Source organism: Acinetobacter sp. 251-1, from assembly GCF_030329305.1.
Lineage (GTDB): Bacteria > Pseudomonadota > Gammaproteobacteria > Pseudomonadales > Moraxellaceae > Acinetobacter > Acinetobacter piscicola_A.
On record NZ_JACANS010000004.1, the window covers coordinates 197,927 to 215,892 of the forward strand.

A 17,966-nucleotide genomic window follows, 5' to 3' on the forward strand; every position below is an offset into this window, starting at 1 on the left:
TTACAGGTGTGTTATAAGTGATCGTTTATCAATGAGATTGAGCATGTACGCATACATGCTCAATCTCAAAATCATTTCATGTAAAAATATTTAAACAAAACAGATTTATCAAATCATGATGGTTGATACTTTGCAAAACGCTCGCCCATCTGGGCACCCAATGCCTGTAAACCACTTAATGAACGAATCATGACTTCAAATTCAACAATCTGACCATGCTCATTAAAACGAATCATGTCGATTCCTTTGAGTTGCTTCTCTGTGACTACAGCTGAAAATTCTAAAACAACACTTTGCTCATCTTCAGTGAAGAACTCGCGATGATAAGTAAAATTTTCAAATACTTGAATTACATTCGTCAGAATAAAATACACAACCTGCTTACCTTCATAGGGCTTAAATGCGACAGGCGAACGAAAAATCACATCATCTGCCAATAGTTCATTCAAAATACTCATATCACGCGTTGCAATCATGTCGTGCCATTTTTGTAAGGCGTTTTTGGTATTGGTATAGCTCATTTTAATGTCCTTTTGATATCCTTTGAACAGTAATCCCTCCCCTTGCGAAGCAAGCTTCTCACCTTTAAAAAAGGGAGGAGCTCCACGAATTTTATAACTTTAATAAAACGGAGCTTTCCCCTCTTTTTAAAGAGGGGTTAAGGGAGATTCTTAAAAAATTAATGAAGTCCTCTCTCCTTTCAGGAGATGAGAAGTGTACTTCGCAAGAGAGAGGTATAAAAAACTAAATCACCATCGCCAATTCAGCACCCTGACGAATGGCACGTTTGGCATCCAACTCGCCTGCTTCTTTCGCACCGCCAATCAAATGTACAGACTTACCATCTGCTTGGAGCTGATCAAACATAGCCGTATAAGATTCTTGTCCTGCACAGATCACGACATTATCTACATCCAGTACCATGACTTTATCAGCCACAGTAATATGTAAACCCTGATCATCAATCTTGTCGTAGCTTGCACCCGGAATCATATTGACATGACGATGTTTCAAGCCTGTACGGTGAATCCATCCTGTGGTTTTACCTAAGCCCGCACCGACTGAATTAGTTTTACGTTGCAATAAATAAATTTCACGTGGTGATTGCTCAACTTTAGGGACTTTTAAACCACCGACATGCGCATAGTTGGTATCAATACCCCATTCATCATAGAATTTTTGTGGGTTCAGACTGCCGCTCTCACCTACATGAGAAAGATATTCCGCAGTATCAAAACCAATCCCGCCCGCACCAATGATTGCCACTTTTTGACCCACAGCTTTACGATCACGCAGCACGTCGATGTAACTTAAAACCTTAGGATGATCAATACCTTCAATATTTAAATGACGTGGTGTAACCCCTGTTGCAACCACAATGTCATGAAAATTTTCAGCGCTGAGTTCTTCATAGGTTGCCGTATGATTCAACACCAATTTAATGTTTGGCTGAAGCTCAATTTTACGTTTGAAATAACGTAAAGTTTCATAAAATTCCTCTTTGCCAGGAATTGTTTTGGCAATATTAAACTGACCACCAATCTGATTGGATGCTTCAAAAATCGTGACTTTATGCCCACGATCAGCAGCGTAGGTCGCAAAACTTAAACCTGCAGGACCTGCACCAATCACTGCAATATTTTTAACTGTTGCACTCTCTTTAAAAATGAGTTCAGTTTCATAACATGCACGAGGGTTGACCAAACAAGTTGCTATTTTCATTGAGAAAATATGATCCAAACAGGCTTGGTTACAACCGATACAGGTGTTAATTTCATCTGCACGACCTTGCTCAGCTTTTGCCACAAAGTGCGAATCGGCAAGCATTGGACGTGCCATTGAGATCATATCTGCATCGCCCTGCGCCAAAACGTGTTCAGCCATTTCAGGGGTATTGATTCGGTTTGAGGTAATTAAAGGTACATTCACAGAACCTTTTAATTTTTTGGTCACCCAAGTAAATGCTGCACGCGGTACTTTGGTCGCAATGGTCGGAATACGCGCTTCATGCCAACCAATTCCTGTATTGATAATGGTTGCGCCTGCTTTTTCAATTTCTTTCGCTAACTGAATCACTTCTTCTAAAGTTGAGCCGCCTTCGACCAAATCCAGCATGGATAAACGATAGATAATAATGAAGTTTTCACCCACTTCTTGACGAGTACGTTTTACAATTTCTATCGGGAAACGGATACGGTTTTCATAGCTACCGCCCCATTCATCATCACGATGATTAGTACGTGCTGCAATGAATTCATTGATCAGATAACCTTCTGAACCCATGATTTCAACACCATCATAGCCTGCAATTTGTGACAACTTGGCACAGTTGGCAAAGTCAGCAATGGTTTGCTGAACTTCAGCCGAAGTTAAAGCATGTGGTTTGGTTGGGTTAATTGGTGCCTGAATGGCTGATGGTGCAACATTTTCAGGCTGATAAGAATAACGACCCGTATGTAAAATTTGTAAGGCAATTTTCCCACCTGCATCATGTACTGCCTGTGTAATCACTTTATGCTTTTCTGCTTCTTCCAACGTATCAAGTTTAGAGCCACCAAAGAAGGTTACACCGTGATCATTCGGTGAAATTCCACCTGTTACAATTAACCCAACGCCACCTGCTGCACGCTCTGCATAAAATGCAGCCATACGATCATAACCACCGTCAACTTCCTCAAGCCCTACATGCATAGAACCCATCAATACGCGATTTTTTAAAGTGGTAAAGCCTAAATCCAATGGCGCAAGTAAATGCGGGTAATTAGACATGTGAACTCCTTGGCGTGCTTTCGCTGGCTAATATTTATAATTTCTCAGTTAATTTTTAATGCAACAAGTTGCATAATGCAATTTATTTATAATCGAGATTTGATTTTTATGCAACATGTTGCATAATGAATTTACACCCATTTTATGTGCGAAATATTACTCAAATGTCTTTAGCCCATGTTTTATTGACGAGTCTGATTGAAAAACCGAGTACAGGTTTTGAGTTGGCACGCCGTTTTGACCGCTCTATGGGCTTTTTCTGGAATGCCACACACCAACAAATTTATCGTGAATTAAGTGGCATGCTGAAAAAAGGCTGGATTTCCACTTTAGAAGATCAAGCCGACACAGGACGCAAAAAAACTTATCAGGTTGAACAACTTGGACGTATAGAGTTAACCGAATGGATGGTCAAACAAGGTGAACCTGCACAGCTTCGTGAAGAAATTATGGTGCGATTAAGACTTGAGGCACAATTTGGAGGCAATACCATTTTGCCTGAATTAGAGCGTCATTTACTGTTACATCAAGAAAATTTAAAATTGTATCAGCAAATTTTCAATAAAGACTTTGCTCATGCAGACCCACAAGATCGAACTTTATATATTCATAAAATGATTTTACAATTGGGAATTGATCTAGAAAATGGCTGGATTGATTGGCTCAGTCAACTCATCCCTCAACTCAAAGAATTTGAAAACAAAGAAAAAACTTAAGGATTACTATGCCACACTATACAATGCCTGATGGTGAAAAATTATTTGTCCGAGAAATTGGACAAGGTGAACCCGTATTGGTTCTGTCTGGTTTAGGCATGCAAAGCTGGCAATGGCTTCCGTTTTTACTTCCCAATATCAAAAAATTTAAATTTATTATCCCCGATTGGCGTGGTTTTGGCGGTTCACGCACCTGTAAAATTCCTCAAGAGCTTGATGCCATTCATAATCATTGGCATGACATTGACAGCCTGATTGAACAAATGCAACTCGATGATTTTATTGTGATTGCTTATTCAATGGGGGCAACCACAGCCATGCATGGCATGCAATATGGCAACTTAAGAGAAAAACTCAAAGCTTATTTACATATTGACCAAACCCCAAAAATCACCACAGATGCGTCTTGGAAATTTGGTTTATTTGGCAAAAAACATTTAAAATTCAAACGTTTTCTTAAAGATTATTCAGACTTTTTGCATCAATACCAAAACTATCGCTTTGTAGATGAGTTACCTGCTGAACCCCGTACTGAATTGGTACAAATGTGGATTAATTTTATTAAAATTCAAGGCAGTAATAAAGTCAGTCCGTTTATTTTCAATCTGGCACTGAGGCGCCCACAATTACAAAAGCATTTACTCCCGATTCGACGCCTTGATTATATGACTTGGTATATCGACAATTATCTCAATCATCAGGAAGATTATCGGGCTGCCCTTGCACAACTGGACTGTCCAACCACATTTTTTATTGGTGAACAATCAACTTTATATCCTTCTGAAGGACAAAAACGCATCGTCAATCAACTTTCGAATGCACAAAGTATTATCTTTGAGCACTCAGGACACACTCCTTTAATCACTGAACCTTTGAAATTTGGCAAAGAAATCTCTGCATTTTTAGCTAAAAACACACAATCCAAACCCACACAATAAACATGAATATATTTCACCCAAGCAAATAAAAACTGATCAAAATTTATATTTGCTTGGTGATTTGCAATCACATCTCTAAGCAGAATAATAAATCACACGTTTTTTTGAAAAACGATCGAGCTGTTTTAAAAACCCCTCAAAATAGCTTTTTTCTTTTTCATCAATACGATAACCTGCATATAAAGTACGGCGCAAGCCATTTTCTGATACACAATTCAAACGCTTGGATGTTACCCAGCCCTTCTGTTCATATTCATTCACCACCCAATCTGGCAAAGCAGCAATGCCACGACCACTCGCAACCAATTGAATCAACATTTGCGTTAAATCGGTTGTTCGTACTTGTTTTGGTTGGATATTTGCAGGTAAAAACAACTTTGCCATAATGTCTAGACGATGCTTATCCACTGGGTAAGTAATTAAAGTTTCTTCAGCAAGCTCTTGCACCGTAATATTTTCAGCACGGACTAAAGGATGCGTGTTAGACAAAACTAAACGTGACTCATATTCAAAAATTGGAAAATATTCAATCCCTTTGAGTGCAATTGGATCAGCAGTAATCAATAAATCGAACTCACCGATTTGCAATAATTCATGTGGATTCGCCTCAAAACCTGAAGCGAAATCTAGATCTACATCAGGGTATTGCTGACGATACTGATTCAACAAAGGCATTAACCAATCAAAACAACTATGACATTCTGAAGAGAAAATAATGCGTCCCGTTTGTCCATGTACAATGCGTGTGATGTCCGTTTGTGCAATTTGAATTTGCGGCAAAATATCATCTGCAAGTTTCAACAAACGCTGCCCAACATTGGAAAATGTCACAGGTCGTGTCCGCCGATTCACAATTTCAATCCCATACCAATGATCCAACTCTTTGAGTTGATGAGAAATTGCAGAAGGTGTTAAACATAAATCAGTTGCTGCTGCAACAAGTGACCCGTGCTCACGCAAAGCAATTAAAGTTTTCAGATGGCGAATTTCCAACATGAGCAAATCCAATTAGACAGATGTAATACATTGAGTAAAAAATGAATAACGCTCATCTTAACATATAATTCATGAATTTATTTTAAAGAGATGTATTTATAAACCATTTAAAATCTAAACGTATAATAAAAGCCCATCATTTTTTCATTACAAATGTATTTATTATGATGACTCAATAAAAACCTAAACCCACATCTTCCCATTCACCGTTAAATCAGCGATTACTACACCTCATCAATAAACCTTCATGATTATTTTAATCCAACCATATAAAAAAACCCTGCACATGCAGGGTTCGCATATAAATAAAGTTATTATTCAGTAGGAATGGAATCTAGTAATACCTATCACTCCGCCAATGCTTTTTCAATATCCTCTTCTAAAGCTTCAGGTTTCGTCGTGGGTGCGTAACGATTAATCACTTCACCGTTTTTATTAATTAAAAATTTAGTAAAATTCCACTTAATTCCATTTCCCAATACACCTTTGCTGTTATTGGTCAAATAACGAAAGATCACATGTGCCTCAGGACCTTTAACATCCACTTTGGCAAACATTGGAAATTTCACACCATAGTTACGTTGGCAATATTCTCCAATTTGTTCATTTGAACCCGGATCTTGCCCACCAAATTGGTTACACGGAAAACCTAGAACTTCAAGACCTTGCTCATGATATTTTTCATATAATTTTTCTAAGCCTGCAAATTGTGGTGTAAAACCACATTTACTTGCAGTATTTACAATCAATAAAACTTTCCCTTTATAGTCTGAAAAAGCTTTATTTTCTCCTTCTAATAATTCTGCTTCAAACTGATAAATATTGGTCATGGATAGGTTTCCTCATCATTTTTTTCTTCTGTTTTTAATTCTAAAGAAGCCGAGTTGACACAATAGCGCAAACCTGTGGGTTGCGGACCATCTTCAAACACATGCCCTAAATGCGCATCACAATGATGACAAACGATTTCTGTGCGTTGCATACCATGCGTTGTATCATCATGCTCTTCCACCGCAGCTGCTATAATCGGTCGATAAAAACTCGGCCAACCACTGCCGCTGTCATACTTGGTTTCTGAAGAAAATAAAGGCGTGCCGCAGCAACGACACACATACGTACCTTGCTGCTTAGTATTCCAATATTTCCCTGTAAATGCCGGCTCAGTCCCCTTTTGGCGTGTTATTTTAAATTCTTCTGGCGACAACTCTCTTTGCCATTCTCTTTCTGTTTTATTGAGTTTTCCCATGATTATTTCCTTTAACATCATGCCACTTAAAATAGGATAATCCTATATTTACGTGATTCATCTGAAAATTTCTAGTACTAAATTCACAATTTACAAAAGACTCACAACGACATTAATAGCAAAAAGAAAGCAAATATAAAAATAAGGTGAGCAAATTTATTCAATTAATGCTTTTTTGTAAGCAACTTTAGTGTTAATCTTAGACGTGTTCTTGCTCAGGATGAAGAAATGTCGCAAAAAAAGAGCGTTATTTTTAAAAATCTACTCCCTGTCATTAAGCAATATCAACAGGATGGATTTACACATGAAAAAATTGTTGCTTTACTCAAAGACAAACATAATCTTGATCTCGTAACAACAGAAACATTTAAAAGTTACTTATATCGTTATGCAAAAGTGAACCCCACTCTTTCCGAGAATCTCAAAATGCCGAACAGTATCCAAACCCCACGCGAAATAAAAAAATCGTCTAAGCTCGATCATGTATGCTACGACATTCGTGGACCTGTGTTACGCGCAGCCAACGAGATGGAAGAAGCAGGTCATAAAATTATCAAACTTAATATTGGTAACCCAGCCCCATTTGGTTTTGAAGCGCCACAAGAAATCATTAATGACGTGGCTTTAAACTTACCGAATGCAATTGGTTATACCGACTCAAAAGGAATTTTTCCTGCACGTAAAGCAATTTGTCAGTATTACCAACAAAAAGGCATCTTAGACCTGCATGTCAAAGATGTGTATGTGGGCAATGGTGTGTCTGAACTCATTGTGATGGCAATGCAAGGTTTATTGGATGATGGCGATGAAATGCTTATTCCAATGCCGGATTATCCTTTATGGACTGCTGCGGTCAACCTTTCAGGTGGTACTGCAATTCACTATAAATGTGATGATCAAAATTATTGGTATCCCGACATTGCAGACATGGAAAGTAAAATCACACCCAATACTCGAGGGATCGTGATTATTAACCCAAATAATCCAACTGGTTCAGTTTACCCACGCCATGTATTAGAACAAATTGTTGCACTCGCTAAAAAATATGATTTGATTTTATTTGCAGATGAAATCTACGACAAAATTGTGTATGACGGTATTGAACATGTATCTGTTGCTGCTTTAGCAGGCAATCAACTTTGTATTTCTTTCAATGGTTTATCAAAAGCTTATCGTATCGCGGGTTACCGTTCAGGTTGGATGGCAATCACAGGTGATAAATCACGTGCAGCGGATTATATTGAAGGTTTAGACATGCTTGCGTCTATGCGTTTATGTGCCAACCACCAAGCACAATATGCGATTCAAACGGCACTTGGCGGATATCAATCAATTAATGATTTGATTCGCCCCGGCGGTCGTTTGTATGAACAACGTAATATTGCATGGGAAATGTTGAATGATATTCCAGGTGTAAGCTGTGTGAAACCTGAAGGTGCAATGTACTGCTTCCCTAAACTTGATCCTGAAATTTATCCGATTGAAGATGATGAAAAATTCATGTTGGAACTTTTAAAAGCAGAAAAAGTGTTGTTAGTACAAGGGACTGGTTTTAATTGGCCTACACCTGATCATTTCCGTGTCGTATTCTTGCCTGCTGAAAATGAATTACGTGAAGCACTCACTCGTTTAGGTCGTTTCTTGTCTAAAATGCGTTAAGATTCAAAGATATTCATGCAATAGAAGTTAAGTCAATAACTTAGCTTCTATTTTACGATTGAGAAAAACGCGTTACAATCAGCTTAGATCCATTTTATTTAAAAACTAAATTAAACATATAAACCAAACACTTAAAAAAATCACTAACTATGAAAAAAATTAAAATACTCCTCTTCACAGTCATCATGTTCCAGAGTACCTTAATATTTGCTGACTTTAATCATGTCTCTGGTTCTTATGGAAAATGGGTAGGTTATCCCGATACTGACACCATTGAAGTATCAAAATACGGAATGGAAGATTATCCACCTTACCCTTCTATCCCCAAATCTGAAACCAACTTCCCTGCAAGCATGGATCAAAAGATTGTTTATATTCAAGGTCAAAAAATTATTGATCAGATTAATAAACAACAAATGAATACGCATCCTGAGTCTGAGTTTTATATTCCCCCTAAATATCTCAAAATGATTACCCCTAAGAAACAATATTCTGCGATTAGTTTTCGCGCACAAGAATATTCAGAAGACAGAACACACTTTTTATTTATTAATGAACAGTTGGCTTTATACATTACCCCCGAATTCGGCTTTATTTATATCTTAAAAAAGCAGGAAACTTCATCACGTAAGCGATAACCTCAAAAAGTTAACTGCTTTGCTCTAAAATTGCTTCCTTAAATACGATTAATTTTAAGGAAGTTATTAATTTTTAATCAAAATCGTTTTTTTCTGCCTAGTAGAGAAAATTTGTTTTACATTTCGAAGCTCCACTCATTTATAAATTGTCATTTTTTTAGTTCCAGCTAAATGTTCCTCGGATCCTTCACATGACTCAATTTTTTAACTATAAATTTGAATGATCATTCAAAAAAACATATTTTAAATTCAGTATGGGCAAAAGCCTATTTTTTATATTAATTTAAAAATGGTACAAAAAATGCTTGGAATGTACAGAACTTTTATAAGGATAGAAGATGAAAAAAACACTGACTGCTCTGACTTTAAGTCTCGGTTTATTATTGCCCTTTTCAACCTTTGCAAAAAATAATGTCGTGGTTGTTGCAACAGGTGGTACCATTGCAGGTGCAGGTGCAAGTTCAACCAATAGTGCAACCTATACAGCAGCCAAAGTTCCTGTCGATGACTTACTGAATGCTGTCCCACAAATTCAAAACCTTGCCAATGTCACAGGCGTGCAAGCACTGCAAGTGGCGTCAGAAAGCATTACCGACAAAGAGCTATTAACCATTGCCCGTAAAGTCAACGAGTTAGTCAAAAAGCCTGATGTAAATGGTGTAGTCATCACCCACGGTACAGATACTTTAGAAGAAACAGCATTTTTTTTAAGCCTTACTGTCCATACCGATAAACCCATCGTCGTCGTCGGTTCAATGCGCCCACCTTCAGCCTTGTCTGCCGATGGCCCTTTGAACCTTTATAGTGCAGTTGCACTTGCTGCTGCGGATAGCGCCAAAGCTAAAGGCGTACTTGTACTGATGAATGATAGTATTTTTGCAGCACGTGATGTGACCAAGACCATCAATATTCACACCGATGCTTTTGCAAGCCAATGGGGTGCTTTAGGCACATTGGTTGAAGCGAAACCCTATTGGTTTAGAAGTGTCGCTAAGCGTTTTAACAATAGCTCTGAATTTAATATTGAGAATATTCAAGGCGATGCCTTACCACTCGTCCAAATCGTATATGGTTCAGGCAATATGCTGCCTGATGCCTATTTGGCATATGCCAAAGCGGGTGCAAAAGCAATTATCCATGCAGGAACAGGAAATGGCTCTGTTGCAAAATACCTTGTACCAACATTAACTGATCTACAAAAACAAGGTGTGCAAATTATTCGCTCGTCACGTGTTCCTCAAGGTTTTGTATTACGTAATGCTGAGCAACCTGATGATCAATACGGTTGGGTCGTTGCTCACGATTTTAATCCGCAAAAAGCCAAACTACTTGCCGCGCTTGCACTGACTAAAACCAAAGATGCCAAAGAAATTCAACGCATGTTTTGGGAATATTAATTCAACATATTGTTATTACAAATAAAAAATAAGCGCCAATGTGGCGCTTATTTTGACTTGATCGTATGTAATTGCTTATTCTGCTGCAGCAGCAGATGTTTCAGATGCCTCACGATATTCTTTGGCTTTGCTTAAATCTTTTTTCAAACCAAAACCACCTGTTTCATACAAGTTTGCTAGACTTTCGAGCGCATCATGATCACCTTGCTCGTATGCCAACTCATAGTATTGAGCAGCACGTTTAAAGTCTTTTTTCACGCCTTCGCCATTTTCATACAACAGACCAATATTTGAAGAAGCGAGTTCATTGCCTTGCTCAGATGCTGCACTATACAGTTCAAGTGCTTTCGCATAATTTTGTGCAACACCTTCACCATCATGATATAAAACACCAAGGTTATTTTGTGCATCACGATTACCTTGATCTACAGCAAGTTGGTAATATTGGACTGCTTTTTTCAGATCTTTGGTGACATGCTCACCCATTTCATAATTATAACCTAGATGATATTGAGCATCAGCCAAACCGCCATCAGCCGCTTTTTTGATCCATTGCATCGATTTTTTGGCGTCAGCTTTCACGCCTTCTTCACCTGTTTCTAAGGTTTGCCCATAGCGATACTGTGCCAACAAATGCCCTTTTTCAGCGGCTTTGAGCAACCATTTCATGGCCTCTACATTATTTTCTTCGACAGCTTCGCCTTCATCGTACATATAACCGATAGAATAAATCGCTTCTAAATTGCCTTTTGCTGCTGATTTTCTATACCACTCTAAGGCTTTATGCAAATCTTCTTCAACGCCATAACCTTGATAATAGGCTTCCCCTAATTCATATTGTGCTTGTGCATCTCCTGACTCAGCTTTTTTCACTAAAGTCGCACTGTATTGTACTTCTTCAGCATTGACCATTGTGCTAACAGGTAATGCTAAACAACCCAAGAGTAAAAGTGTTTTAATTTTCATTTGTTTCCTTTTCAGAAAGTTTGAGTCAAATTATTGTTAATATCAATGATATGAATATTTTCTCCTGATTGCAAAATATTCAACTATTCATTAACAAAATCACTTCAATCAACTTTCGTCTGCATATCTAAATGAAGCGTGGTAAAATCATCGGCTGTTATAAAAGGGATTCATCTATGCAGTTTGTTCATCTTGGTATTCATACAGAGTTTTCGATTACAGAATCGATTGTACGTATACCTGATCTGATTTCGGCTGCTGCAAAGGATGAAATGCCTGCTCTTGCAATCACAGATCTCTCTAATTTACATGCCGCTGTCAAATTTTATAACAAGTGTTTAGGCAAAGGTATTAAACCTATTTTCGGCAGTACCATCCGTCTCAACGATGCTCATCATAAAGCTACATTGCTTGCAATGACTAAAAAAGGATGGCGTGGACTCACTGAAATTGTGTCGCGTGGCTTTATTGAGGGGCAACAACTGTCCATCCCATGTATTCAAAAAGAATGGATTTTAGAACAACAACAAGACATTATTGTTCTGCTGGGTTTATACAGCGATGTGGGACAAATGCTCATCTCCTCTAATCCTCAAAAAGCTGAGCCTTTACTTGAAGAATGGATCGAAAAATTTGGCAATCGTGTTTATCTTGCACTCACCCGTACTGATCGTCCAAGAGAAGAAGAATTTAACCAAGAAGCAGTTAAATTAGCGTGTAAATATAATATCGGTGTGGTTGCACACAATGATGTACATTTTATTAAATCTGAAGATTTTGAAGCACATGAAGCACGCGTGTGTATTGCTGACGGTTATGTTTTAGGTGACGATAAACGTCCAAAAAATTATAGTCCACAGCAGTATTTTAAAACCGCTGCGGAAATGGTTGAACTCTTTTCAGATATTCCAAGTGCGATTCAAAATACCGTAGAGATTGCTAAACGTTGTACGGTTTCTTTACGTTTAGGTTTCCATGACTTACCTGATTATCCGATTCCTGAAGGTCATACCATTGATACCTTCTTTGAGCATTTGTCTGAAGAAGGCTTAGAAGAACGTCTTGCGGTTTTATATCCCGTTGAAAAACGTGATGAAGACTGGGCTGAAATCCGTAAACCCTATGATGAGCGTCTTGCCTATGAGCTTGGCATTATTAATAAGATGGGATTCCCAGGTTACTTCCTCATCGTCATGGACTTTATCCAATGGTCAAAAAATAACGGCGTTCCCGTTGGTCCAGGTCGTGGTTCAGGTGCAGGCTCATTGGTTGCATATAGTTTAAAAATTACGGACTTAGACCCGCTTCGTTATGACCTACTATTTGAACGTTTCTTAAACCCTGAACGTGTTTCTATGCCCGATTTCGATGTCGATTTCTGTATCGCAGGTCGAGACAAAGTCATTGACTATGTGGCACGTCACTATGGGCGTGATGCTGTTTCACAAATCGCAACATTCGGTACCATGGCCGCAAAAGGTGCAATTCGAGATGTGGCGCGTGTCTTAGGTAAATCCTATGGTTTGGCGGACCGTATTTCAAAAATGATTCCAACCAAACCTTTAGGCTTAAGTTTGGAAGAGTCACTCGAAGCTGAACCACAACTCAAAGATATTGTCACCAATCCATCAAATCCAGACAATGAAGATGCTGCTGAAATTTGGGAAATGGCACTCAAACTTGAAGGTATTACGCGTAATACAGGAAAACATGCAGGTGGTGTGGTAATTGCACCTACCAAAATTACCGATTATTCCGCTGTTTTATGTGATGATGATGGAACAAACCGTGTTGCACAGTTCGACAAAGATGATGTAGAAGCCGCAGGCTTGGTTAAATTTGACTTCTTGGGTCTACGAAATTTAACCGTAATTGAGGATGCTGTTCAAAATATCAATAAACGTGTTCAGTCAGAAACACCTTTAGATATTGCACATATTCCTTTAGACGATAAAGATGCTTATTTAATTTTTGCAGAAGCCAACACCACGGCGGTCTTCCAATTTGAATCCGTGGGCATGAAAAAAATGCTGAAAGAAGCACGCCCAAGTAAGTTCGAGGAAATTATTGCCTTTGTATCTTTGTACCGTCCTGGTCCAATGGATCTGATTCCTGACTTTATTCACCGTATGCATGGTGGTGAGTTTGAATATTTACATCCTTTGCTGGAAAGCGTGCTCGAACCGACTTACGGCATCATGGTGTATCAAGAACAAGTTATGCAAGCTGCACAATTTTGTGCAGGCTATACCCTTGGTGGTGCAGATTTACTACGCCGTGCCATGGGGAAAAAGAAAGTTGAAGAAATGGTTAAGCAGCGTGCGACCTTTATTGAAGGTGCTGCTAAAAAAGACATTGATGAAAAAACTGCCAACCATATTTTCGACTATATGGAAAAATTCGCAGGTTATGGTTTTAACAAATCCCATGCGGCAGCATATGCTTTAGTGGCTTATCAAACGGCATGGCTCAAAGCTCATTACCCTTCTGAGTTCTTGGCTGCCGTCATGTCTTCAGAAATGCAAAATACTGACAATATTGTATTTTTAATTGATGACTGCCGAATTAATGGTTTAGAGGTATTACCACCCTCGATTAATATGTCATTCTATCATTTCCATGCCAGTGATGAAAAAACCATAATTTACGGTCTAGGTGCCATCAAAGGTGTGGGTGAACAAGCCATGCAATCGGTCATTGACTCACGCGAGCAAGACGGTCCTTATAAAGATTTATTCGATTTCTGTCATCGTATTGACCTGAAAAAAATCAATAAACGTACCCTTGAAGCACTCATTCGTGCAGGTGCTTTAGACTGTTTAGACATGGAGCGTTCAACCATCATGGCGCAACTGCCTGAAGCTGTCCAAGCCGCAGAACAAGCGCGTTCTAACCGTGAAACAGGGATTATGGATTTATTTGGTGAAGTTGAAGAAGTTCAGCGTAAACCTGCAAAACCTGTAAAACCATGGTCAGATGAAGTCCGTTTAAAAGGTGAAAAAGATACTTTAGGCTTGTATTTAACAGGTCACCCTATTGATGTTTATCGTCCAGAGTTAAAAGCCTTTATTTCACAACGCATCAATGAATTGACACCTACGCGTCGTGGTGTAACCACAGTATTTGCAGGATTAGTTGTGGATGTGGCTAATTTCCCGAACCGTATGATGATCACCTTAGATGATGGCACAGCACGGATCGAAGTCTCTGCAAATCACGAACGTTTCCAACGTTTTAAAGACATTTTACAAAATGAAAAAGTCGTGGTCATCGAAGGTGAAATTTATGAACGTGAAGGTTTTGACCGCCCAATGGGACGTCTAACCAAAGCATTTAGTCTCAATGAAATTCGCCAAAAACGAGCCAATGCGATCTCGATTCAATTAAATCCTGAAGTTATCAGTAAAACCTTAGCATCTGATTTACAAAAAATTCTTCTCCCATTTTGTCATGCTGATATGTGTCAGCATATCCCATTCCAAATTCAAATTGATTATGACTATGCCAGTGCAGATCTGCATTTGGGTGCGCAATGGAAAGTTGCGCCTTTAGATGATCTGCTGTTTAAGCTACGTGAATATTTTGGTAAAGAAAGTATTCATGTGCACTATCAAGTGAAATCTAAAGCAGCCAAAACTGTAGATCATCGTGAACTTGCACAACCCACCCAAGTAGCTCCTCCACCAGAGAATATGAGCATGGATGATGCAATGGATGTGTATAACGCTGAAGTCAATCAATTTTCTTAAGATCCTCTCATTCAAGCTAAATTTTGGAAATATCATGGATATTATTGATAATGCTGCTATTTCACAGCATTTAAGCCATGTGCGTATTGTCATGGTTAATACCACTTTACCTGCAAATATTGGTAGTGCTTTACGTGCAATGAAAACGATGGGCTTATCTAAATTGGTGCTCGTTGCACCAAAGACCTATCCACACCCCGATATTGATGCACTTGCCGCAGGTGCAACAGATCTGATCGAGCAGATTGAAATTGTTGAAACTTTAGAAGATGCTATCAAAGACTGCCATTTGGTTTTTGGTACCAGTGCACGCAGCCGTACCATTCCTTGGCCACTGCTTGATGCGCGCCCTGCTGCAGAAAAATCGATGCAAGCCGTGATTCATGATCAACAAGAAATTGCCATTGTCTTTGGTCGCGAAGATCGAGGGCTCACCAACGAAGAATTGGCTTTAGCAAATTATCATGTGACTATTCCTGTGAATAGTGACTATGGTGTCCTCAATGTTGCACAAGCGATTCAAGTGATTTGCTATGAAATGCGTATGGCAACTTTAGCTTTTGCAGATAAACAGCATGACGATCAAGCTGTTATGCATGTCACTGATTCTGAAGATATGCATTGGGATGAACCACTTGTAACACATGAACAAATGGAACAATTCTACCCACATCTTGAAAAAATGTTGGCAGAAATTGAGTTTATGGATCCTAAAAATCCAAGATTATTACCATTACGCTTGCGCCGTTTATTTGGACGTATACAATTAGATAAAATGGAATATCATTTACTTCGAGGCATTTTTAGCCGAGTTCAAGCCTTGAATAATGGCACATGGAAAAGTTCAAAACCCAAAGAGGATCAAAACTAATGCTGAAACAGCTCAAAGAAGATATCCAAGCTGTGTTTGCGCGTGATCCTGCCGCACGCAATACATTTGAAGTTTTAACCACTTATCCAGGGATTCATGCACTCATTATGCATCGTGTTGCCCATGAACTATGGAAAAAAGAGTGTAAAACCTCAGCACGCATGTTGTCCTCTTTTAGTCGTTTTGCCACAGGCATTGAAATTCATCCTGGTGCAAAAATTGGTAAACGCTTTTTCATTGACCACGGTATGGGTGTGGTGATTGGAGAAACGGCTGAAATTGGTGATGATGTCACTTTGTATCATGGCGTAACTTTGGGTGGAACAACATGGAATAAAGGCAAACGCCACCCGACTTTAGAAGACGGTGTTGTTGTCGGTGCAGGTGCAAAAATTTTAGGTCCCTTCACTGTCGGTAAAAATGCTAAAGTGGGTTCCAATGCCGTTGTAACAAAAGCCATTCCTGAAGGTGCAACAGCTGTCGGCAGTGCTGCACGTTTAATTTTCAAAGATAAAGAAAATCACAACGAGCAAGAAAAACAACGTCGTGATTATGCAGAAAGTATTGGTTTTCAACCTTATGCAGCAACACAAGATCAATCCGATCCGATGCTTGATGGTATGCGTGTTTTACTTGAACGTATTCAAAAAAATGAAATGCGAATGAATAATTTATGTCATCGTTTATCATTGCTTGACCCGACGTTTAATCAACAACAAGCCAAAGAAACGCCTTTTAGTGAAGAAGAACTAAAAATTATTGAAGATGTACGCCGTGAGTGTGAAGCACAAAGTAAATAGCGTCAAAGTGCCTAGTTGATCTAGGCACTCCCCTCTTCATGTTATTGAATCTACAAAAAAATAACAATAATTGCGTTAAACACGTTTGCTTTCTGTATAAATTTTAAAACTTTAAGCTTTAAGCGTTGCATGTTTAAATAAGTTTTCTTAGACTGCTACATATACTTAATTTTTGACTTATACAACAAATCTTTGGAAGATAAATATGACGATTAAGCCTCTAGCAGTCGCTCTTTTTTCAGCTTCATTACTTGCAGCTTGCTCAACGACTACGATAAACAAAACTCAAAATCAAGTCGTCAATAATGAACCAATCGTCTACACTGAACCTGAAATTTCGCCACCATTTTACGCACTTAATCCATTTAATTATAACCAACCTCCTGTTTTTGAAATTGAATTACAAAAAGCTGCTGCAGCACCTGTACAAAAAATGGAAGTGCCTGACCCAAATAATCTAAATGCTAAAATTATTTTAGATACCAATAAGTTGATCGTGCCTACAGTCAACAGTACGCAACGCGCAATGAAATATGCGGTAATTGCAGGTCAAGATGAAATAGACATCACCAATATTGATGATTTTTTACAAATGGTAGAAGGTAAAGCACGCCACTATCCACCACAATTTACTGACCGTCAAGAACGCCGTGGTTTTGAAAGCAAACTTAAAGAAGTATCAACCCAATTAGACACTCTTGCTGCAAATCCGAATGCCTCGTTCGATATTCTTATTCGTGCATTTAAAGCCAGTGTTATGGGACGTAACTTAGATTTAGGTTCATCTTATACCACCAAGTCTTTAGACTATGCACAACGCATTTTAAAAATTAACAAAGATGACCAAGAAGCCAACTTATGGTTCGGTTTCTCATTGTCTGAAGGTGGCGGTCAAAAAGAAGCGATGCCATATTTAAACAATGCAATGAAATCTGAGGTACAAGAAGCTTATTTATCTGCCACCAACAATTATTTATGGATGGATCAGAAAAAAAATGCCATTCAAACCTTAAAAAATTATAAAACAAAATATCCAGAAGAAGCTGATGTGGTTGACCGTTTAGTACAAGAAGTCGAAAAAGAAGGTCGTTACAACGTATGGCAAATTTTGAAAAATCCTGCCCAATCTAAATAATTACGCAGTATTTCTCACTATTTCATCATATAAAAGTAGGTTGATCCGAGTCAGCCTATTTTTTTGCAAAAAAAATTGAATTTTCT

At 38.5% G+C, this 17,966-nt stretch carries 15 protein-coding genes; 9 read left to right on the top strand and 6 right to left on the bottom strand.

Annotation, left to right across the window (positions count from 1 at the left end; translation table 11 throughout):
* Positions 1-113: 113 nt before the first annotated feature.
* Positions 114-521 (bottom strand): nuclear transport factor 2 family protein, encoded by a 408-nt coding sequence (locus tag HX129_RS04655; RefSeq protein ID WP_286433767.1) that lies wholly within the window; start codon positions 519-521, stop codon positions 114-116.
* Positions 522-744: 223 nt separating this feature from the next.
* Positions 745-2,769 (bottom strand): NADPH-dependent 2,4-dienoyl-CoA reductase, encoded by a 2,025-nt coding sequence (locus tag HX129_RS04660; RefSeq protein ID WP_130073369.1) that lies wholly within the window; start codon positions 2,767-2,769, stop codon positions 745-747.
* A gap of 164 nt (positions 2,770-2,933) precedes the next feature.
* Here HX129_RS04660 and HX129_RS04665 point away from each other — a divergent pair, with 164 nt between their 5' ends.
* Together HX129_RS04665 and HX129_RS04670 are read left to right on the top strand one after the other, a co-directional pair.
* A complete protein-coding gene (locus HX129_RS04665) occupies positions 2,934-3,485 on the top strand; it encodes a PadR family transcriptional regulator (protein ID WP_174493581.1) in 552 nt (183 codons plus the stop codon).
* A gap of 8 nt (positions 3,486-3,493) precedes the next feature.
* A complete protein-coding gene (locus tag HX129_RS04670; RefSeq protein ID WP_286433764.1) occupies positions 3,494-4,423 on the top strand; it encodes an alpha/beta fold hydrolase in 930 nt (309 codons plus the stop codon).
* A gap of 75 nt (positions 4,424-4,498) precedes the next feature.
* On the opposite strand, the gene HX129_RS04675 is transcribed toward HX129_RS04670, so the two are convergent.
* The 3 genes from HX129_RS04675 to msrB all read right to left on the bottom strand — a co-directional run bounded on the left by HX129_RS04675 (position 4,499) and on the right by msrB (position 6,665).
* Positions 4,499-5,419, bottom strand: coding sequence for a LysR family transcriptional regulator (locus tag HX129_RS04675; RefSeq protein ID WP_286433762.1), 921 nt, complete (start codon positions 5,417-5,419; stop codon positions 4,499-4,501).
* A gap of 347 nt (positions 5,420-5,766) precedes the next feature.
* Positions 5,767-6,249, bottom strand: coding sequence for a glutathione peroxidase (locus HX129_RS04680; protein ID WP_130073366.1), 483 nt, complete (start codon positions 6,247-6,249; stop codon positions 5,767-5,769).
* Positions 6,246-6,665 carry a peptide-methionine (R)-S-oxide reductase MsrB gene (msrB, locus tag HX129_RS04685; RefSeq protein ID WP_130073365.1) on the bottom strand — a complete coding sequence of 140 codons (420 nt, stop codon included), beginning with the start codon at positions 6,663-6,665 and terminating at the stop codon, positions 6,246-6,248. Before msrB ends, HX129_RS04680 begins: the two co-directional genes overlap by 4 nt.
* Before the next feature lie 228 nt (positions 6,666-6,893).
* Here msrB and HX129_RS04690 point away from each other — a divergent pair, with 228 nt between their 5' ends.
* The 3 genes from HX129_RS04690 (at position 6,894) to HX129_RS04700 (ending at position 10,359) form a co-directional block, all read left to right on the top strand.
* Positions 6,894-8,324 (top strand): pyridoxal phosphate-dependent aminotransferase, encoded by a 1,431-nt coding sequence (locus tag HX129_RS04690; RefSeq protein ID WP_286433760.1) that lies wholly within the window; start codon positions 6,894-6,896, stop codon positions 8,322-8,324.
* Between the two features lie 149 nt (positions 8,325-8,473).
* On the top strand, positions 8,474-8,962 hold the full coding sequence (locus tag HX129_RS04695; protein ID WP_180045758.1) for a hypothetical protein: 489 nt from the start codon (positions 8,474-8,476) through the stop codon (positions 8,960-8,962).
* A gap of 338 nt (positions 8,963-9,300) precedes the next feature.
* A complete protein-coding gene (locus tag HX129_RS04700) occupies positions 9,301-10,359 on the top strand; it encodes a type II asparaginase (RefSeq protein ID WP_286433757.1) in 1,059 nt (352 codons plus the stop codon).
* Between the two features lie 75 nt (positions 10,360-10,434).
* On the opposite strand, the gene HX129_RS04705 is transcribed toward HX129_RS04700, so the two are convergent.
* Positions 10,435-11,325, bottom strand: a complete 891-nt coding sequence (locus HX129_RS04705) for a tetratricopeptide repeat protein (RefSeq protein WP_286433755.1) — start codon at positions 11,323-11,325, stop codon at positions 10,435-10,437.
* Between the two features lie 176 nt (positions 11,326-11,501).
* Between HX129_RS04705 and dnaE the strand changes: the two genes are divergently transcribed.
* From dnaE to HX129_RS04725, 4 genes are all read left to right on the top strand, one after another.
* Complete coding sequence (gene dnaE, locus HX129_RS04710) at positions 11,502-15,074, top strand: DNA polymerase III subunit alpha (RefSeq protein ID WP_286433753.1); 3,573 nt, start codon at positions 11,502-11,504, stop codon at positions 15,072-15,074.
* A 34-nt stretch (positions 15,075-15,108) separates the two neighbouring features.
* Positions 15,109-15,945 carry an RNA methyltransferase gene (locus HX129_RS04715; RefSeq protein WP_286433751.1) on the top strand — a complete coding sequence of 279 codons (837 nt, stop codon included), beginning with the start codon at positions 15,109-15,111 and terminating at the stop codon, positions 15,943-15,945.
* The gene (gene cysE / locus HX129_RS04720; protein ID WP_130073359.1) at positions 15,945-16,745 is read left to right on the top strand and encodes a serine O-acetyltransferase; all 801 of its coding nucleotides are present in this window, start codon (positions 15,945-15,947) and stop codon (positions 16,743-16,745) included. The genes HX129_RS04715 and cysE overlap by 1 nt, the downstream gene beginning before the upstream one ends.
* 205 nt (positions 16,746-16,950) lie before the next feature.
* Complete coding sequence (locus tag HX129_RS04725) at positions 16,951-17,880, top strand: ABUW_2363 family tetratricopeptide repeat lipoprotein (RefSeq protein ID WP_130073358.1); 930 nt, start codon at positions 16,951-16,953, stop codon at positions 17,878-17,880.
* Positions 17,881-17,966: the final 86 nt, after the last annotated feature.